Below are 17,619 nucleotides of genomic sequence, written 5' to 3' on the forward strand. Positions count from 1 at the left end.
AAAAAGACAAACTCATGTAATGAAAATGAGTTTGTCTTCAATCTGACGCCTCTCTATAATTATAGAGAGGTGTTTTAATATTGTTTCAAATTATTATTACTCTAAATTTGCATGATTATTCTGCATTGTTTCTTCATCAACATTTAGTGCTTCTTGAATTGTTAACACGACGCTGTCTAAATAGATTTGACTGCTTTGCTCAAAGAGACTTCCTAAAGGTTGTTTTGAACCTTCTGCATCGTATTTTGTACCAGCAGGTAATACGATGGTTAGGTCTGCAATATCAGCAATTGGTGATTCGTCTTTTGTTGATAATAATAATACATATGCTTCATTATCTTTTGCTGTTTGTGCGAGCAATTTTAAATGAGCTGTAGATCCTGAACCTGATGCTATAACAAAGACATCATTTTTCTGGATTGATGGTGTAGTTGTTTCACCCACGACATAAGCCTTTTTGCCTAATTGATTTAATCTCATGGCAAAGCTCTGAATGACAAGACCTGAACGGCCTTTACCAGCTACAAATATTGATGATGCATCCATAAGATTTTTTGAAAATTTCTCTGATTCTGCTACATCAACATGTGATAATGTCTGCTTTATTTCATTTAAAATTAATTCAAAGTGATTATGCATGTGCATCAACGATTTCACGACATTTTTTAGCAGCAGCTTTTGGATCATCAGCATTTGCGATACCGCCACCTACGATAATTAGGTCAGGTTTTTCGGCTGCTACTGTTTCGATTGTATCAGGTTTAATACCTCCAGCTACAGCTACTTTAGAATTTGAAATCACTGATTTCACAGTACGTAAACTTTCTAAAGGTGATACACCTTCAGCTTGTAAATCATATCCAGTGTGAACTGCGATATAATCAGCACCCATTTTATCTAATTCAGCTGCACGCTGTTCTAAATTTTGAACTGCGATCATATCAACTAATAGTTCTTTACCGTGTTTGTGTGCTTCTTCAATAGCGCTTTTGATTGAAGCATCTTCAGCCACACCTAAGATTGTTACGATATCAGCACCAAACTTTATAGCTTGGCTTACTTCATATCCAGCAGCATCCATAATTTTTAAGTCTGCTAATACTTGTGTGTTATTAACTGATTTACTCATATGTTCAACGGCAGATAGCCCTTCGTTTATAACGATAGGTGTTCCAATTTCTACGATATCAATAAATTCTTCTACTTCTTGAGCTAGCTTTGCTGCCTCTACTTGATCTAATAAATCGATTGCTAATTGTAATTTCATGATAATTTCCCCTCTCTATCTTTTATGTTCCCATTATGGTATTATTTAAACAAAAAAACAATACTGACATTTTAGTCACTATAAATAAGTGGAGGGTTTAAATTGTTAATTGAATATAATAATAAAGAATTTTATACATCGAAAGATTTGGCGTTATCTGTAATTGGAGGTAGATGGAAAATTGCAATCATCTATCATCTTTTGCATGAGGACAGATTAAGATTAAGTGAGTTACAAAACAAACTTCCTGATATCAATCAGCGTATGTTAATCAGACAACTTCGCGAGCTGGAACAAGACAAAATCATTGAAAGAACAGTGTACCCAGTAGTGCCTCCTAAAGTAGATTACAAATTGACAGAAATAGGGTTGAAACTTGATGGAGTAGTTTTTTCGATTTGTAATTGGGGAGATGAGTTTTTGCAGGTGATTAAAGGTGATAATCATAATAAGATAACATAGCGCTGCGTCGTTTAAAGGTTTCTCGGAACTATAGCATAACTGGATAGGCACTAGGTATATGCTGAGTTACTGGTTGAAAGCGACACTACTATCTCTATAGCTATCGTGTGTAAGAATATTATTGTTAGTATAAAAATATATTAATATTATATATAATACCTTGCTGTATAATTTTACAGTGATAAAATTGAAATAACAGTCGGTAACATAATGATGATTATCGACTACGGGCCCAGCTGCGTGACAGCTGGTTTTTTTGTAAAGGAGGACATATGAGGTCTATTAAATTAATCGTCAAAAATAGTATTGTTTGGCTAAGTGCTCATCTTATTATCGCCTCATTATCGGCACGAATATCAGATGACTTTTTTCATCGAAACAGCAGATTATTTAAGACGTTTAAATTTGAGCGTTCCGGAGAAATATGGAATCATTTATTTAAAGTTAAGCAATGGAAAGCATATTTACCAGACGGTGCTTCACTTATGAAAAGAAATTATAATAAAAAGAAATTACCTGATTTTAATATGAACACGTTAAGCAAGTTTATTATAGAAATGCGACGTGCAGAGTTCACACATTGGATATCAATATTGCCTGCGCCCTTATTTTTCTTGTTTAATCCACGTTTTGCAGCATGGATCAATGTCATCTATGCAGTTTTTAGTAATTTTCCATTTATCATAACGCAGCGATATAATAGACCGAAAATCGAGAGACTCTATTATTACAAGCAACGTAAGCACAAATAACGTTAAGAAAGGAAGATTAAGTGGATAAACGTACTAAGAGAAAAGATGAGCATATTCAATTGGCGCTGGATCATCCTAGTGTATCTCAGTCTGATTTTGATTCTATTAAACTGATTCATAAATCACTACCACAATGTGATGTTAAGGATATTAATTTAGAAACGCAAATTCAAGGTATTAAACTCACAACACCGATTTATATCAATGCGATGACAGGGGGCAGTATGCGGGCAGGAGAAATTAATAATAAGCTTGCAATAGTTGCACGTGAAACAAATACCGCAATAGCTGTAGGATCAACACATGCTGCTTTGAAAGATAATACTCTAGCTCAAACTTATGCTATTGTTCGAGAAATCTATAAAGGCCCTTTGTTCAGTAACGTTGGGGCAGATGTATCGACAGAATTTGCCAAAAGGGCCGTAGATTTATTACAAGCAGATGCGCTGCAGATTCATGTTAATGCACCACAAGAACTTGTTATGCCAGAAGGAAATAGAACTTTCAGCAGATGGCTTGAAAATATTGAAGCTATTGTTACATCTATAGGTGTGCCTGTCATCGTTAAAGAAGTAGGGTTTGGAATGAGTCATGAGACGATGCTGACGCTTAAAGCCGCCGGTGTAAAAACTATAGATGTGAGTGGTAGTGGAGGCACAAATTTTATCTATATTGAGAATGAAAGAAGAACGATGAAAGAATTTGACTACTTGAAGGATTGGGGTCAGTCTACTGCTATCTCACTTATAGAAAGTCAGAATACAGCACTAGAAACTTTAGCCAGTGGTGGCATTAGAAACCCCCTAGACATATTAAAGTGCCTTGTACTTGGTGCACAAGCTGTAGGGTTATCGAGACCTATATTACTTAAATTGCAAGAGAGTGGTATAGAAGCAACCATAGAGTATATAGATTATCTAAATGAGCAGCTTATACTACTGAGCACCATGGTTGGAAAGACAAGTATTCAAGACCTGAAGTCTGTCCAATATGTGCTTCAAAAGGATGTGTGGGCATGGTATCAGCAAAGAAAAGGATAGGGAGTGACTATATGAAAAGAGTTATCGTTATAGGTGCAGGGGTTGCTGGGCTTGCAAGCGCAATACGTTTGCAGCACGAGGGATATGAAGTTGAAATCTATGAAAAAGAGCATTTGCCTGGAGGGAAAATGCATCAAATCGAAAAGGATGGTTTCTTTTTTGATGTAGGTCCGACGATTGTAATGATGCCCGAGTTGTATCGTGAAGTCTTTGAACTTGCAGGTAGGAATCCAGACGATTATATACCGATGCAGAAGCTCAATCCCATGTTCTCAGGATTTTTTAACAATGGCAGTGAAAAGATCGATGTTTCCAATGATCTGGTAGAACTCATGCAGCTCTTTGAAATGTCGAGCGAAAAAGACGCTGAAGGGTTTTTAAGGTATATCAGTGATTTGTACAGCCGTTTCAATATTGCTAAGAACTATTTTTTGCAAAGACCTTTCAGAACTAAGAAAGACGTCTATAACCTTAATATGATCAATCAAGGTTTAAAGTTAAGAACGCTTGGCAATGCAGAGAGCACGATGAACAAATATATAAAGAATAAGCGACTCAGAGATATGATCAGCTTCCAGACACTGTACATCGGTATCTCACCTTCTAAGAGCCCGTCATTATATACGATTATTCCTATGATTGAATTTTTGTATGGTATTTGGTTCATTAAAGGCGGTATGCATACGATGGCAACAGCGATGGAACGTCTATTCAAAGAACTAGGAGGTAAAATTCATTATGGTAAAGCAGTGGAAGAAATCAAGATAGAAGATGGCATCGCTAAGGGAATTATAGTGGATAATGAATTGATACCTTCTGATTACGTTATGTGTAACGCTGATTTTCCATATGCTATGAAGTCACTTGTAACATCAAAAGAATCAAAAGGAAAGTATACCGATGAGAAGATAGATAAACTAGACTACTCATGTTCATGCTTTGTCCTTTATCTAGGTGTTAACCGTAAGTATCACGAGATTGATAATATTCACAACTTTATTTTCTCTGAGGACTTAGATGACAACATCGAACAAATCTTTGATGGTCGTAAGGTAGAAGATCCTTCAATCTATATGTATATCGCTTCTAAAATCGATCCATCACTTGCACCTCCGGGTAAAGACGGGTTATATGTGCTGATGCCAGTATCAGAACTTTCTACTGCCCAATATGAATGGAACGACGCAACAAGGTCATTTTATAAAGAGAAAATTCTAGACAAACTTGAAAAATTGCCTGGCATGAATAATATCAGAGATGAAATTATCACTGAAATGATGATGACACCAGCTGAGTTCAAGAAAAACTTTAATGCTTATAATGGTGCGACATTCGGCTTACAGCCTACACTATTTCAAAGTAATCATCTTCGTCCTCAAAGTAAAGCTACACACTGTGAGCACTTATACTTTACTGGTAGTAGTACGCATCCAGGAGCAGGTGTACCAATCGTACTGTTATCATCTAAGATTGCTGTAGGTGAATTGATACTAGATGATCGAAAGTAGGTGAGGTTATGAGTACAATCGATAAAGATTACCAATATTGTGAGGCTATTATTAAACAGCATTCAAAATCTTTCTATTATGGTTTCAAGCAGCTCCCTGAAAATGATGCAAAGGCGGTCTATGCAGTCTATGCTTTTTGTCGCATGGCTGATGACATGGTGGATCAGAAAGGATCTGTTCAATATAGAAAAGCAGAGCTCGATAGGCTGAGCAATCAATTTACACAGTTTGAGCAAGGCTTGATAATTGACCAACCGATGTGGCGTGCACTAGCTGATGTACGCTATCGATATCCTCTAGAAATTTCTGCGTTTAAGATGCAACTAGCAGGTCAGCAGATGGATTTAGTATATACACAACCTGAAACAATGGCGGACTTAGAGCGTTACAGTCAATATGTTGCAGGTTCAGTCGGGAGAATGTTGTTACCCATCCTATCTGAAGACGTTACTTTGGAATTGAAGCAAAATGCAGAAAAATTAGGTGTTGCTATGCAAATTACTAATATATTGAGAGATATTGGAGAAGACTTTAAAGTTCATCAACGTATCTATCTCCCGGCACAGATAATGCGTCAATGGAACTATACACAACATGACCTTGAATCCCATGAAGTCAATACTGCATTTGTGGGGATGTGGGAGACTCTTGCACAATACGCAGAAAGATTGTATGACGAGTTTTGTCACTCTATTACGCATTATAAACAAGAGGCGAGGATGCCGTTATTACTTTCTATGTTAGTGTACAAAGAGATATTAAATGAGATTAGAAGAAATGACTATGATTGCTTTACAAAAAGAAATCATGTCTCTCTTCTAGATAAATATCGATTGAAGAAAGAAGCTATTTCATATCTGAAAAGAAAGTGAGGAAGGACATGAATAATAAAAATATTGTGGTGATAGGTGGTGGGCTTGGAGGCTTATCTGCTGCAATCACCTTAAGACAAGCTGGATTTAATGTGTCCTTATATGAGAAGAACAATCATTTCGGTGGAAAATTGAATCGTCTCACGCAGGATGGATTTGGTTTTGACCTTGGCCCCTCTATCCTTACGATGCCCTATATTTTTGAAAACTTATTCAAGGGTAGTAAAAAGCGTATGGAAGATTACGTAGACATCGTTGAGCTGCCCTTGCAATGGAGGTGCTTCTTTCCATCAGGTCACATCTATGATCTATATAGAGATCTTGAAGAGATGCAAACGAATAATCAGTATTTAACAGCGCAGGATATAGAGGAGTACAGAAATTTTCTGTCCTATGCAGGGCGTATCCATGAGTTGACAAAGGATAGTTATTTTGAGCGTGGAATAGATACGAAGCTAAAGCTCATCAAATATCATGGGCCAGTTAAGGCACTTAAAGGTTTTGATTATTTCAGTACGATGCAACAGGCAATTAACCGCTATATTTCTAATGAAGAATTTAGAGATATGATCGGGTATTTCATCAAGTATGTTGGCTCTTCTTCCTACGATGCTCCTGCTGTACTTAATATGATGAGCCATATGCAGCATGAGCAAGGAGAGTGGTATGTTCCTGGTGGTATGCATCTATTAGCAGATGCAATTGTGAAGCTTGCAGAGGAGATTGGTGTGCATCTTTATACAGATAGCGAAATTGTAAGTTTAGAAACCGAAGACAAACGAATCGTAGCGATGCAATTAAAGAATGGCAAACGCGTAACAGCAGATTACTTTGTGTCTAATATGGAAGTGATTCCTCTATATGAAAAGTTAGTGGACCCTCCTCGCAATTTAGATGCACTGAAGAAAAAGTTTGAACCTGCAAGTTCAGGTCTGGTTTTACATATAGGGGTAGATAAGAAGTATCCTCAGTTACAGCATCATAATTTCTTCTTTTCTAATGATTCGAAGAAAAATTTTGAGCGTGTATTTCATGAGAAAAAGCTGCCAGTGGACCCTACAATTTATGTTGTAAATACCAATAAAACAGATAAAGCACAGGCACCAAAAGGGCACGAAAATATTAAAATCTTGCCGCATATCCCTTATATACAAGACAATCCATTCACAAAAAGCGCGTATCAGGAGCTAAGACAGAATGTACTTGTAAAACTTGAGAATATGGGACTTAAGGATTTACGTCGTCATATTGTAACAGAGGATATGTGGACACCACACGATATTGAAGAGACTTATCTCTCGCATCGTGGTGCAATTTATGGCACATTATCTGATCGCAAAAGTAATAATGGATTTAAGCATAGAAAACATAGTGAACACTATGATAATCTCTATTTTGTCGGTGGCACGGTCAATCCTGGAGGTGGTATGCCGATGGTTACGCTTAGTGGACAGCAGGTAGGGAGAATGATTAAGGAACAAGAACGATGATTATTTTATGGGCATCATTAAGTATGCTATCCGGATTACTATTATTTGTTCGTAGGCCCTTAGTTAATGCACAGCCTATAGCGAATCGCAAGATTAGTGTGATTATACCCGCCCGAAATGAAGCACATAATTTACAGAAATTGCTTCATTCATTTGATTTATCAGATGTATATGAATGTATCGTAGTAGATGATGGCTCAACTGATCATACTGCTCAAATCGCACAATCTTTAGGTGCTAAAGTCATTCGTACAGATAATCATTCAGATTGGAGAGGGAAATCAGCGGCTTGTTATAAAGGTGCTGAAGCGGCTGATGGAGAAATTCTTCTCTTTATAGATGCTGATACATGGTTCCATGACAAAAAGTCGATTCAACGTATTGCTGGTACGTACAAAGAAGGGTTGATGTCCATACAACCCTATCATGAAATGAAACAATGGTATGAACAAGGTTCATTGTATTTTAATCTCCTTACAGTATTAGGACTGAATGCTACCTCCTTCTTTAAAGGTCAAGAAGGTGTATTCGGACCGTGTGTGATATGCAGTAAAGAGGATTATTTTATAACTGATGGGCACCGTGCAGCTGCCGGTCAACTGATTGAAGGTTTTGGTCTAGGTGCAGCATTTAAGGCACATCATTTTAATCTGTATAATTATATTGGAAAAAATGTTATTCATTTTCGTATGTATCCTAAAGGATTAGGTGCGATGACGAGCGGATGGATGAAGCATTTTGCTGCAGGTTCAGCTGGAACGGATAAGCGTGTATTAGCACTTATTGTATGCTGGATTTCAGGGGCATTTTTACCGTTATTAATCTTAATCCATCCTACACAATACACAATGATTTTGATTGTTTATTTGTTATATGTATCTTTGCTCTACAGAATGTCCTGTTTGATTGGAAGCTTTAAGCTACTCACTGCAATATGCTACCCAGTTGTACTTGTATATTTCGTATATGTATTTTTGAAATCAATTGTAGCAATCTATATAAGAAAAGAAGTAAAATGGAAAGATCGTAATATAAAACTATAAAAATCACTACGAAAGGTAGTGATTTTTATGGTCTGAACGAAGTTTAATCTTGATTATCTAGTGATTGAAGATTGGATTTATATAAGAGCTAACTGTTGAAATAACGTATATAAGTACTAGAAAGATTAAAAGTAAATTATAAGATAGGAGTTTTGCTATGTTATTTAAAGGGATAGTTTCAGGATTAGCATTATACATTGTATTAGTTGTACTAGATATCCTATTTAAGACGAATACCGAGCGATTGCTATTGAATATCGATTTTATAACCGGACAAGCGACTTCACCATTTTTACTGGAGGTCACATTGCATCTGCTTGTAAGTATTATCTTATATTTTAGTTTATCGCGATTGTTTCGTTATAAAGGTTTGTATATTGCAGCTTATATCGTTTTATTTGTAGTATTTATTGGATTATTCTTTATACTGTCACACCTATCGTTAACAATGCACTATGACCTGACTATAAAGCTGATGTTTGTATGGTTATTAGGTCATACTTTCTATTTATACATAGTTCATCTAATGATTAAACATGCTTATAGTTAGAGTGAAATAGGGTATATTAACAGAAGTGAGGAGTGATTCAATGAAACCAATCAAGATTATTGGAGCAAAGCAGAATAATTTAAAAGATATCTCACTGGAGATACCGAAATATCAGTTGACTGTCTTTACAGGGCGTTCGGGTTCTGGGAAGTCATCGCTAGTGTTTAATACGATTGCCGCGGAGAGTGAGCGACTATTGAATGAAACATATAGTACTTATATACAGAATCAACTTAATCATTATGATAAACCTGTTGTCGACCGTATTGAGAATTTGCCTGTATCAATGGTCATTGGACAAGATAGAATTGGTGGAAACTCAAGGTCGACGGTAGGAACAATTTCAGATATCTATTCTGGTGTGAGATTATTGTGGTCACGTATTGGACAGCCATTTGTAGGATATTCTATGGATTTTTCTTTTAACAATACGAATGGTATGTGCAAAACATGTGATGGATTAGGCTATGTAGAAGATATTGACTTAAATGAGTTATTACATTTCGATCGTTCATTAAATGAAGATGCGATCAAATTCCCCTCTTTTGCTCCAGATACGTGGCGTGGTAAACGGTATTTAAATACCGGATTATTTGACAATGATAAGAAATTGAAAGATTACTCTAAAGCAGAGATGGATACATTTTTGTATCAAGAACCTATCAAATTAAAAAATCCTCCATCAAACTGGCCAAAGACGGCTAAATACGAAGGATTAATTTATCGATTTAGAAGGTCTTTCCTAATCAACGATACATATGAAAAGAAAAAGTTTATTAAAGACGTGAATCGTATCGTTACAAAACAAGTATGTCCAGATTGCCATGGTCAACGTCTGAATGACAAGATATTAAGTTGCAAAATAGAAGGATTAAATATTGCTGAATTTTGTGATCTAACAGTAGATGATGAGATTAAGTTTTTGAATAAAATTAATGATGATAAAGCACAGTATATTATTGAACCTTTAGTCAAACAATTAGAAGCATTAAAACGAATTGGCTTAGGTTATTTGACTTTAAGTCGAGAAACGACAACTTTATCAGGGGGAGAGTCTCAAAGGATTAAGTTGATTCGTCATTTAAATAGTCCGCTTACAGATTTAGTCTATATTATTGACGAACCAAGTGTTGGTCTACACCCTGAAGATATAGAAAATATTAATCAAATCATGCTTTCAATTCGTGATAAAGGTAATACAGTGCTTGTTGTTGAGCATGATCCTGATGTAATTAAGATTGCTGATTATTGTGTTGATATAGGTCCGGGAAGTGGAAAGCATGGAGGCGAGATTATATTTACCGGGAAATATCACGAATTACTTAAGGGTAACAGTCCAACAGGTAAGGCGCTATCACAACCACATGTTTTTAAAAAGGAAGTGAGAGTACCAAATGATTATATAGCACTAAAAAACATTACGAAGAATAACTTGAAGGATGTATCGGTTGATATTCCTAAACATGTGTTAACTGCTGTAACAGGTGTTGCAGGATCAGGTAAAAGTACATTAATACAAACAGGCCTGCGTGAAAGAGAAGATGTAGTTTATATCGATCAGAAACCTGTTCATGCGACGAATCGTTCAAATCTACTGACCTATCTTGATGTCTTTGATGATATTAGAGCATACTATAGCAAAGAGACTGGTCTCAAAAAAGGGATGTTCAGCTACAACTCGGAAGGTGCATGTCCAAACTGCAATGGAAAAGGTGTAATAAAAACGGAGCTTGCATTTATGTCTGACTTTGTTCAACAATGTGAAGTATGTCATGGTAAACGTTATCGACCAGAAGTGTTAGAAGCAAAAATAAAAGGATACTCTATCGCAGACATGCTTGAGCTCTCTGTAGAAGAAGCAATCGATTTCTTTCCTATAGAAAGTGTTAATGAAGTGTTGAAGAGTGTAAAACGTACAGGGCTTGATTATATGACCTTAGGACAGTCATTAGATACTTTATCAGGTGGGGAAAGTCAGCGTGTAAAACTTAGCCGATATATTAACGAAGGTGTGAAAGATAAGATATTTATTTTTGATGAACCTACAACAGGTTTACATGAAGCAGATATAGATAATTTAAAACGCATCTTTGATTATTTAATTGATGAGGATAATACGGTGATTGTGATAGAACATAATTTAACAATGATGACTTATGCAGATTGGATTATAGACATTGGACCTCGTGCAGGATTAGGTGGAGGAAAAGTACTCTATAGTGGTGTTCCAGAAGAAATTATCCACAAAAAAACATCATTAACAGGAAAACATTTATTGAGATATGTTGATGATAGCAATTAAAGCATATTGCACATAGACAGTAGATTTAAAATATAAAAGAGGATATGGAACAATATAAAACAGGCATTGTATAAATAATACAATGCATGTTTCTACATTTTATGCGCTTCTTAATATTCTTTGATCTAGTTGTCATTAAAACCTATAAATATAGCACTATGAGATTAAATTAACTGTGTTACAAACACAATTATAATGACAATAGGCAGAATATATTTTATTAAGGTATACCATAAGGTAAATAATTTGCTGTGTTGACTGTTACGCGTAAAGATAGAGAATAATAATTGTTTGTCGAGTACAAATCCACAAAATAATGTTGTAAATAATACACCAAGCGGCATCATAATATTTGATACTAGAAAGTCCATATTATCAAATATTGTTCCTGCCCCAAACTTAAAGTCTTTATAAATACCAAATGATAAAGCAGGAAAAATACTTGTGATAAATACAGCTAAACTCAACAGTAATGCATATTTTTTGCGCTTATCTTCATTATTTTTAATTAAGTTAGAAAGATTCAGTTCTAATAATGAGATAGAAGAAGTCAAAGCAGCAAATAAAAATAGTATTAAAAATAACATATAGAATCCAAAACCGAAAGTCATTTTTTCAAATAATTTTGGTAATACTAAAAACAATAATCCAGGACCTGCTTCTACTTCAATATTTAATGCGCTTGCAGCTGGGAAAATTGCGAGACCAGCAAGAATAGAAATTAATAAGTTCATTATTACAATCCATAATGCAGACTGAATAACATTTGTATCATCTTTAGTGTAAGATGCATAAGTAATCATACCGGTTGTTCCGAGTGATAAAGCAAAGAAAGACTGCCCCATAGCATAAAGGGTACCTTCTATAGATAAATCCTCAAACCTAGGAATTAAAAAGTATTTTAGTCCTTCGATAGCCCCTTCTAACATCAGTGCACGTCCGACAATAATTAAAAATAACAAAAATAATAATGGCATCATTATTTTTGAGGCTCTCTCTATACCATTTTGAATACCGAATGATACGATCACTTCTGTGAGCATTATAAATAGTAATGCACCGAGAACAGATAATAAAGGATTGGCGATCATTTGCTGAAAATAATCTAATTGAAGTTCAAAGACATTAAAGATAATACCCAAATAATAGCCTATAAATAAAATAATCCATCCACCGATAACACTATAGAATGCATATAAAATGAATGCAGCAATATTTCCCCAAAGCCCAATTAAGTCCATGAATTTTGAACCTGATATTTTACTAAAGATTGTTAATGAAAAAGTCTTGCCGGCATGTCCAATATAAAATTCAACGATAAGCAATGGAAGTCCAATCAATAAAGTGAACAAAATGAATTGAATTAAAAATGCTCCACCACCATATTGTCCTGCTATGTAAGGAAATTTCCAAATGGCACCAAGGCCGATTGCTGATCCTGCACTTGCAAGGATAAATCCAAGAGAAGAATTCCAATGTTTATTTTTATGCATAATTACACCCTTTCGTTTTAACGCTGTAAAGTGACATTGTATCAAACATCCTTTCTTACTGCAATATAGTATTAATGGAAGGCAAATACTTTTTTTGGTGTTTCATTATTTATCTGCTTAATTTTGGGTATAAGTATTATGGAGGTGAAAAAATGACGAATACTAAGAAAATAACTAGAACACTTATACCACTCGCTGGAGGTTTAATCGTTGGAAGGCTAACAGCTAAGGCGCAAGATGATTATAAACATTATAGAAAACCACCATTTTCACCACCTGCAATTGCTTTTCCGATTATTTGGCCAATATTATATATGTCAATGGGTGTGGCGTATCAAAGAGCGATGGATAACGCTAAAAATGAGACTGAAAGCAGTGAACTTAAGCGTGCACATTATACCCAGCTTGGCTTGAATTACATATGGTCTATGCTATATTTTAATCTAAAATTCAGAAAAGCATCATTACTAGAAAGTTATGCATTATTAGCTGCAGGGAGTATTACTGCTACGAAATTTTATAAGATGGATAGAGCTGCAGGATATTTGATGGTTCCTTATGTAATGTGGTTGAGTTATGCAAGTTATTTAAACGGAGGCAACTGGATTTTAAATAAAGATAAAGAAGGTTACTCTAGAGACTAACAATGAAAACATATGATATGCAATTATTTGAAGGGATAAGATATCCAAGTATATCTGCATATCGCCTTGCTCAAAAGAAGTATAGTAGAGTAGTAATAAATATCGATAAGATGATTTTGTTGTACTAGCTATCTTTTTTGACAATAAGAATTTATTATATAGTTGGTAACATGAATATAGTCTTTAGTGAAACTATAAGATAAAGGAGAAAGCTATGAAAATTATTATTAGAATGATTCTCGGGACATTGTTTACAACAGCAGGAGTATTACATTTTTTGCGTGAACCAAATTTCACGAAGATCATTCCGTCGTATGTTCCATTAAAGAAGGAAATCACCTATATTACAGGTATTATGGAAGTGATGATGGGGGTATATTTATGTTTGAAACGCCCAAGTGTTAGCGCGAAGAAATGGATCAACCGCTTCTTGCTGGCAGTATTTCCTGCAAATGTCTATATGGCGAGAAAGCAACTCCCGCTTGGTGACAAGCAGCTGTCTCAATCTGCGTTGTATGGCAGATTACCATTACAGTTTGTATTGATGAAATTGATAAAGTGGTTGTAGTAATATAAGCTCGTCATAATATAAAAAATAGCTGTCGTATATAATATGCGACAACTATTTTGGTTATAAGAATGAATTACTTATATTCACTAATACTTTGTATTAATGTTTTTACCTCATCGTTGATAGTTTCATCTTTGAACCATCCATCTTCTCTTTCGATACGTTTGTTATAACTGATAAGCAGTTGCCATTCATCAGTTAAAGTAGCGCCCATAATACTTAAGTGTCTATTTAACGCTTCCATTGCATACTTCCCGATTGGGGAATGAATAACAAAGGCGGTCGGTTTCTGCATCAAGATAGATTCAGACAGCATCCATTCTAGTGCATTTTTTAAGATTGCTGGTACACCTCCCATGTATTCTGGACTCACTATAACTAGAAAGTCTGCATTCTTCACTTTCTCTCTCATTTGATTAACGACTGAATAGTATTCCTGATATTCTGTCTGTGGATTAAAAAGTGGTAAGTCTTTTATTTCATGAATCACTTCAAACGTGTGTCCTTTAACTTCTAGTTCTTGACCAATCTTTTCAAGGACCTTTAAGTTTGTTGAGTTTTCATAAGGGTTTCCACTTATACCTACAATTTTCACAATCTCACCTGCTCATAATATATTTAATGTAATTTGACATTAACGATATCATTAGAAATAATCAAGAAATTGATTTAATATATCAAATAAATATTAGGTAAATTATTTTTAAGCAGAGTAGATGTTATTTAAAGCAACGTATATTGAGGAGCGAACTAAAGATTATAAAGGAGAAGTTTCTTTTTGTAGTTCGGTTTCGATTATATCGATATGGGAGCTAATAAGATTTCTTTGCTCATTTAGAAACTCAAGATGAGCTTTTAATATCGTTTCAACATCTATTTTATTTTCATATAGCATATTTGTATTTGTTTGAATATCTTTTAAAGGCATATTTAAGTTGCTTAGACACTTAATAAATTTAATCATTTCAATATCGTCTTTTGTATACAATCTTTTGTTATTACTGTCTCTTTCTATGTTTTTCAATATGTCTTTCTTTTCATAGTAACGTAACTTGCTTTTAGGTATATCACAGTATTCTGCAACATGTTCTATATAATATTTTTCCATATGAGCATATCCTTTCTCTTAAACCAAGGTTTAACTGGTATCGTATATATATAAACATTATACAGGAGGAAATACAATGAAAAAGGCATTGATTGTTGTAACAAATATTGCGAAGTATGAAACTATAGAGAGAGCTACAGGAGCATGGTTTTCAGAAGTTACGCATTTTGCTAAGGATTTCTATGATGCAGGATATGAAGTGGATTTTGTTAGCCCCAACGGAGGATATGTTCCTTTAGATCCAGTAAGTTTAAATGCTGAAATGATGTCTGATGAAGACTGGGCATACTATACGGATCACGAGTATATGAATAAGTTTGGAAATTCATTATCGCCGTCAGAGGTTAAAGCTGAGGATTATCAAGCAATCTATTTTGCTGGAGGGCACGGTGTCATATGGGATTTAAGAGATAATAAGCAGTTAAATGATATTGCATTAAGTATTTATAATAATAACGGGGTTTTATCATCAGTATGTCATGGTGCAGTTGGTTTACTTAATATTGAGCAAGATGGAGAATTTATTGTGAAAGGTAAATCAGTAACTGGATTTACGAATAGTGAAGAATCTGCAAATGGAACTATTGAGCATATGCCGTATTTATTGGAAGATGAATTTGTGAATATTGGTGCTAACTTTAAAAAAGAAGCAGACTGGAGTGCTTATGCAGTAGTAGATGGTCACGTTGTTACTGGACAAAATCCGCAGTCTGGCCATGCAGTTGCAGAGAAAGTATTAGCGATATTAGATAATCAATAATAAAGTTTTAGGAGTGATGAAAATGAAATCTTTAATCATTGGTGCCAATGGTGGCGTTGGTAAGCATCTCGTACGTAAATTGAATGAACGTAATATAGACTTTACTGCTGGTGTTAGAAAAGAAGAACAAGTAGATGCTTTGAAGTCTGAAGGTATGGATGCGATTTATGTTGATGTTGAAAAACAATCGATAGAGGAATTAGCAGCACTATTTAAACCATATGACCAAATTTTATTTTCTGTGGGCTCTGGTGGTAATACTGGTGCGGATATGACTATTATCGTTGACTTAGATGGTGCAGTGAAAGCGATAAAGGCAAGTGAAATTGCAGGAGACAAACATTTTATTATGGTGTCAACTTATGACTCACGTAGAGAAGCTTTCGATGCATCCGGAGATTTAAAACCATATACAATAGCAAAACATTATGCTGATGAATATTTAAGAAGTACTCAATTAAAATATACGATTGTTCATCCGGGAGCATTAACCGATGATACAGCCATAGGTTTATTCGATATTAGTAGTCATTTTACAGATGTTAAACACCCATCGATTACAAGAGAAGATGTTGCAGAAGTCTTAGTTTCAGTATTAACAGATACTAGACTCAAAGGTCGAGAGTTCCAGGTAATCAATGGTGAATTAAATCTAGATGATGCAGTCATCAAATACTTGGGGGAATAATAAATGAATAATGAACAAATTGTACTTGCTAAACGTCCTGAAGGATTACCACAAGCTGATGTATTTCGATATGAACCGATTGAGATAACAGCGCCTGAAGAGGGTGAAGTACAAGTGGAATCTATCTATATTTCAGTTGATCCTTATATGAGAGGACGAATGAATGATACAAAGAGTTATGTTCAACCTTATGAAATCGATGCCCCGATTCATGGACATATCGTCGGAAAAATTATTGAGTCAAATCATGCGCAATATAAAAGCGGAGATTATATAACAGGGATATTACCTTGGAAGAAAGTGAATACGATTAGTGCAGACAAAGTAACAAAAGTTGCTTCTGAATCTGTACCTTTGTACTTATACTTAAGCGTATTAGGTATGCCTGGTATGACGGCCTATACAGGACTATTGCAAATAGGAAAGCCACAAGAAGGGGAAACCGTAGTAGTTTCTGCCGCTTCAGGTGCTGTGGGTTCAGTTGTAGGACAAATTGCCAAGATTAAAGGTGCACGAGTTGTGGGTATTGCAGGAGGGGAAAAGAAAACCTCGTATTTAAAAGATGTGCTAGGTTTTGATGCTGTAATAGATTACAAAAGAGAAGATTTTGCACAGCAACTAAAATCTGCAGTACCAGACGGTATAGATGTATATTTTGAAAATGTTGGTGGAGAAGTATCAGACGAAGTTTTCAAATATTTAAATAAATTTGCTAGAATTCCTGTCTGCGGCGCAATTTCAACGTACAATAGTAAAGAAGATATTGGACCAAGAATCCAAGGCACTTTAGTAAAAAGTCAGGCACTTATGCAAGGGTTTGTAGTAGCACAGTTTGCAGAACACTTTAAAGAAGCGAGTGAACAATTAGCACAATGGGTAGCAGAAGGTAAGATTAAATCAGAAGTAACGATTGATGAAGGATTTGATCAGCTGCCATCAGCCTTCAGAAAGCTATTTACAGGAGAAAACTTTGGGAAACAAATTGTCAAGGTGGCAGAAGAATAAAGGAAAGACATGAGAATATTAATATAGAAATTATGTTCAGTACAAAGGATATTAGTTAATCATG

At 35.1% G+C, this 17,619-nt stretch carries 19 protein-coding genes; 14 read left to right on the top strand and 5 right to left on the bottom strand.

The genetic code is table 11. The features are described from left to right. Window positions 1-96: 96 nt before the first annotated feature. Together hxlB and hxlA are read right to left on the bottom strand one after the other, a co-directional pair. Window positions 97-645 carry a 6-phospho-3-hexuloisomerase gene (gene hxlB, locus CD152_RS07385; protein ID WP_103214583.1) on the bottom strand — a complete coding sequence of 183 codons (549 nt, stop codon included), beginning with the start codon at window positions 643-645 and terminating at the stop codon, window positions 97-99. Continuing rightward, window positions 632-1,267: a 3-hexulose-6-phosphate synthase gene (gene hxlA, locus CD152_RS07390; protein ID WP_012655948.1), complete on the bottom strand. Its 636-nt coding sequence runs from the start codon at window positions 1,265-1,267 to the stop codon at window positions 632-634. Before hxlA ends, hxlB begins: the two co-directional genes overlap by 14 nt. A 102-nt stretch (window positions 1,268-1,369) precedes the next feature. On the opposite strand from hxlA, the gene CD152_RS07395 reads away from it, so the two are divergent. From CD152_RS07395 to CD152_RS07435, 9 genes are all read left to right on the top strand, one after another. Continuing rightward, on the top strand, window positions 1,370-1,729 hold the full coding sequence (locus tag CD152_RS07395) for a winged helix-turn-helix transcriptional regulator (protein ID WP_012655949.1): 360 nt from the start codon (window positions 1,370-1,372) through the stop codon (window positions 1,727-1,729). Between the two features lie 272 nt (window positions 1,730-2,001). Next, window positions 2,002-2,481 carry a glycosyl-4,4'-diaponeurosporenoate acyltransferase CrtO family protein gene (locus tag CD152_RS07400; protein ID WP_086037816.1) on the top strand — a complete coding sequence of 160 codons (480 nt, stop codon included), beginning with the start codon at window positions 2,002-2,004 and terminating at the stop codon, window positions 2,479-2,481. Between the two features lie 20 nt (window positions 2,482-2,501). Continuing rightward, window positions 2,502-3,521, top strand: a complete 1,020-nt coding sequence (gene fni / locus CD152_RS07405; RefSeq protein WP_103214584.1) for a type 2 isopentenyl-diphosphate Delta-isomerase — start codon at window positions 2,502-2,504, stop codon at window positions 3,519-3,521. Between the two features lie 11 nt (window positions 3,522-3,532). After that, on the top strand, window positions 3,533-5,029 hold the full coding sequence (locus CD152_RS07410; RefSeq protein ID WP_086039350.1) for a phytoene desaturase family protein: 1,497 nt from the start codon (window positions 3,533-3,535) through the stop codon (window positions 5,027-5,029). 8 nt (window positions 5,030-5,037) lie between these two features. After that, entirely contained in the window at window positions 5,038-5,901 is an 864-nt protein-coding gene (locus CD152_RS07415) for a phytoene/squalene synthase family protein (RefSeq protein ID WP_086037818.1), read from the top strand. 8 nt (window positions 5,902-5,909) lie between these two features. Beyond that, entirely contained in the window at window positions 5,910-7,391 is a 1,482-nt protein-coding gene (locus CD152_RS07420) for a phytoene desaturase family protein (protein ID WP_101040387.1), read from the top strand. Beyond that, window positions 7,388-8,434, top strand: a complete 1,047-nt coding sequence (locus CD152_RS07425; RefSeq protein ID WP_101040389.1) for a glycosyltransferase family 2 protein — start codon at window positions 7,388-7,390, stop codon at window positions 8,432-8,434. The genes CD152_RS07420 and CD152_RS07425 overlap by 4 nt, the downstream gene beginning before the upstream one ends. A 157-nt stretch (window positions 8,435-8,591) precedes the next feature. Then, complete coding sequence (locus tag CD152_RS07430; RefSeq protein ID WP_086037821.1) at window positions 8,592-8,984, top strand: hypothetical protein; 393 nt, start codon at window positions 8,592-8,594, stop codon at window positions 8,982-8,984. 40 nt (window positions 8,985-9,024) lie between these two features. Further along, a complete protein-coding gene (locus CD152_RS07435; protein ID WP_101141268.1) occupies window positions 9,025-11,286 on the top strand; it encodes an ATP-binding cassette domain-containing protein in 2,262 nt (753 codons plus the stop codon). 164 nt (window positions 11,287-11,450) lie between these two features. On the opposite strand, the gene CD152_RS07440 is transcribed toward CD152_RS07435, so the two are convergent. Further along, window positions 11,451-12,779 (bottom strand): sodium-dependent transporter, encoded by a 1,329-nt coding sequence (locus CD152_RS07440; RefSeq protein ID WP_101141265.1) that lies wholly within the window; start codon window positions 12,777-12,779, stop codon window positions 11,451-11,453. Between the two features lie 152 nt (window positions 12,780-12,931). Here CD152_RS07440 and CD152_RS07445 point away from each other — a divergent pair, with 152 nt between their 5' ends. Together CD152_RS07445 and CD152_RS07450 are read left to right on the top strand one after the other, a co-directional pair. Then, window positions 12,932-13,423, top strand: a complete 492-nt coding sequence (locus tag CD152_RS07445; protein WP_101141261.1) for a TspO/MBR family protein — start codon at window positions 12,932-12,934, stop codon at window positions 13,421-13,423. 214 nt (window positions 13,424-13,637) lie between these two features. Further along, entirely contained in the window at window positions 13,638-13,991 is a 354-nt protein-coding gene (locus tag CD152_RS07450; RefSeq protein ID WP_101141259.1) for a DoxX family protein, read from the top strand. Between the two features lie 76 nt (window positions 13,992-14,067). Here the strand turns inward: CD152_RS07450 and CD152_RS07455 are convergent, their stop codons facing one another. Together CD152_RS07455 and CD152_RS07460 are read right to left on the bottom strand one after the other, a co-directional pair. After that, window positions 14,068-14,589 carry an NADPH-dependent FMN reductase gene (locus CD152_RS07455; RefSeq protein WP_157742238.1) on the bottom strand — a complete coding sequence of 174 codons (522 nt, stop codon included), beginning with the start codon at window positions 14,587-14,589 and terminating at the stop codon, window positions 14,068-14,070. A gap of 162 nt (window positions 14,590-14,751) precedes the next feature. Next, the gene (locus CD152_RS07460; RefSeq protein ID WP_012655956.1) at window positions 14,752-15,102 is read right to left on the bottom strand and encodes a MerR family transcriptional regulator; all 351 of its coding nucleotides are present in this window, start codon (window positions 15,100-15,102) and stop codon (window positions 14,752-14,754) included. 76 nt (window positions 15,103-15,178) lie between these two features. On the opposite strand from CD152_RS07460, the gene CD152_RS07465 reads away from it, so the two are divergent. From CD152_RS07465 to CD152_RS07475, 3 genes are read left to right on the top strand one after another with little or no spacing between them, the layout of a single operon-like run. Next, window positions 15,179-15,862, top strand: a complete 684-nt coding sequence (locus CD152_RS07465) for a type 1 glutamine amidotransferase domain-containing protein (protein WP_012655957.1) — start codon at window positions 15,179-15,181, stop codon at window positions 15,860-15,862. Between the two features lie 22 nt (window positions 15,863-15,884). Continuing rightward, a complete protein-coding gene (locus CD152_RS07470; protein ID WP_101141258.1) occupies window positions 15,885-16,550 on the top strand; it encodes an NAD(P)-binding oxidoreductase in 666 nt (221 codons plus the stop codon). Window positions 16,551-16,553: 3 nt separating this feature from the next. Further along, window positions 16,554-17,555: an NADP-dependent oxidoreductase gene (locus CD152_RS07475; protein ID WP_012655959.1), complete on the top strand. Its 1,002-nt coding sequence runs from the start codon at window positions 16,554-16,556 to the stop codon at window positions 17,553-17,555. Window positions 17,556-17,619: the final 64 nt, after the last annotated feature.

The organism is Macrococcoides caseolyticum (assembly GCF_002902665.1).
Taxonomy (GTDB): Bacteria; Bacillota; Bacilli; order Staphylococcales; family Staphylococcaceae; genus Macrococcoides; species Macrococcoides caseolyticum.

Coding starts and splice junctions, on each gene's coding strand:
- CD152_RS07420 (WP_101040387.1), top strand. CDS start 5,910: ATGAATAATAAAAATATTGTGGTGATAGGTGGTGGGCTTGGAGGCTTA.
- CD152_RS07450 (WP_101141259.1), top strand. CDS start 13,638: ATGAAAATTATTATTAGAATGATTCTCGGGACATTGTTTACAACAGCA.
- CD152_RS07425 (WP_101040389.1), top strand. CDS start 7,388: ATGATTATTTTATGGGCATCATTAAGTATGCTATCCGGATTACTATTA.
- CD152_RS07445 (WP_101141261.1), top strand. CDS start 12,932: ATGACGAATACTAAGAAAATAACTAGAACACTTATACCACTCGCTGGA.
- CD152_RS07415 (WP_086037818.1), top strand. CDS start 5,038: ATGAGTACAATCGATAAAGATTACCAATATTGTGAGGCTATTATTAAA.
- CD152_RS07470 (WP_101141258.1), top strand. CDS start 15,885: ATGAAATCTTTAATCATTGGTGCCAATGGTGGCGTTGGTAAGCATCTC.
- CD152_RS07400 (WP_086037816.1), top strand. CDS start 2,002: ATGAGGTCTATTAAATTAATCGTCAAAAATAGTATTGTTTGGCTAAGT.
- CD152_RS07460 (WP_012655956.1), bottom strand. CDS start 15,102: ATGGAAAAATATTATATAGAACATGTTGCAGAATACTGTGATATACCT.
- hxlB (WP_103214583.1), bottom strand. CDS start 645: ATGCACATGCATAATCACTTTGAATTAATTTTAAATGAAATAAAGCAG.
- hxlA (WP_012655948.1), bottom strand. CDS start 1,267: ATGAAATTACAATTAGCAATCGATTTATTAGATCAAGTAGAGGCAGCA.
- CD152_RS07430 (WP_086037821.1), top strand. CDS start 8,592: ATGTTATTTAAAGGGATAGTTTCAGGATTAGCATTATACATTGTATTA.
- CD152_RS07410 (WP_086039350.1), top strand. CDS start 3,533: ATGAAAAGAGTTATCGTTATAGGTGCAGGGGTTGCTGGGCTTGCAAGC.
- CD152_RS07440 (WP_101141265.1), bottom strand. CDS start 12,779: ATGCATAAAAATAAACATTGGAATTCTTCTCTTGGATTTATCCTTGCA.
- CD152_RS07435 (WP_101141268.1), top strand. CDS start 9,025: ATGAAACCAATCAAGATTATTGGAGCAAAGCAGAATAATTTAAAAGAT.
- CD152_RS07475 (WP_012655959.1), top strand. CDS start 16,554: ATGAATAATGAACAAATTGTACTTGCTAAACGTCCTGAAGGATTACCA.
- CD152_RS07465 (WP_012655957.1), top strand. CDS start 15,179: ATGAAAAAGGCATTGATTGTTGTAACAAATATTGCGAAGTATGAAACT.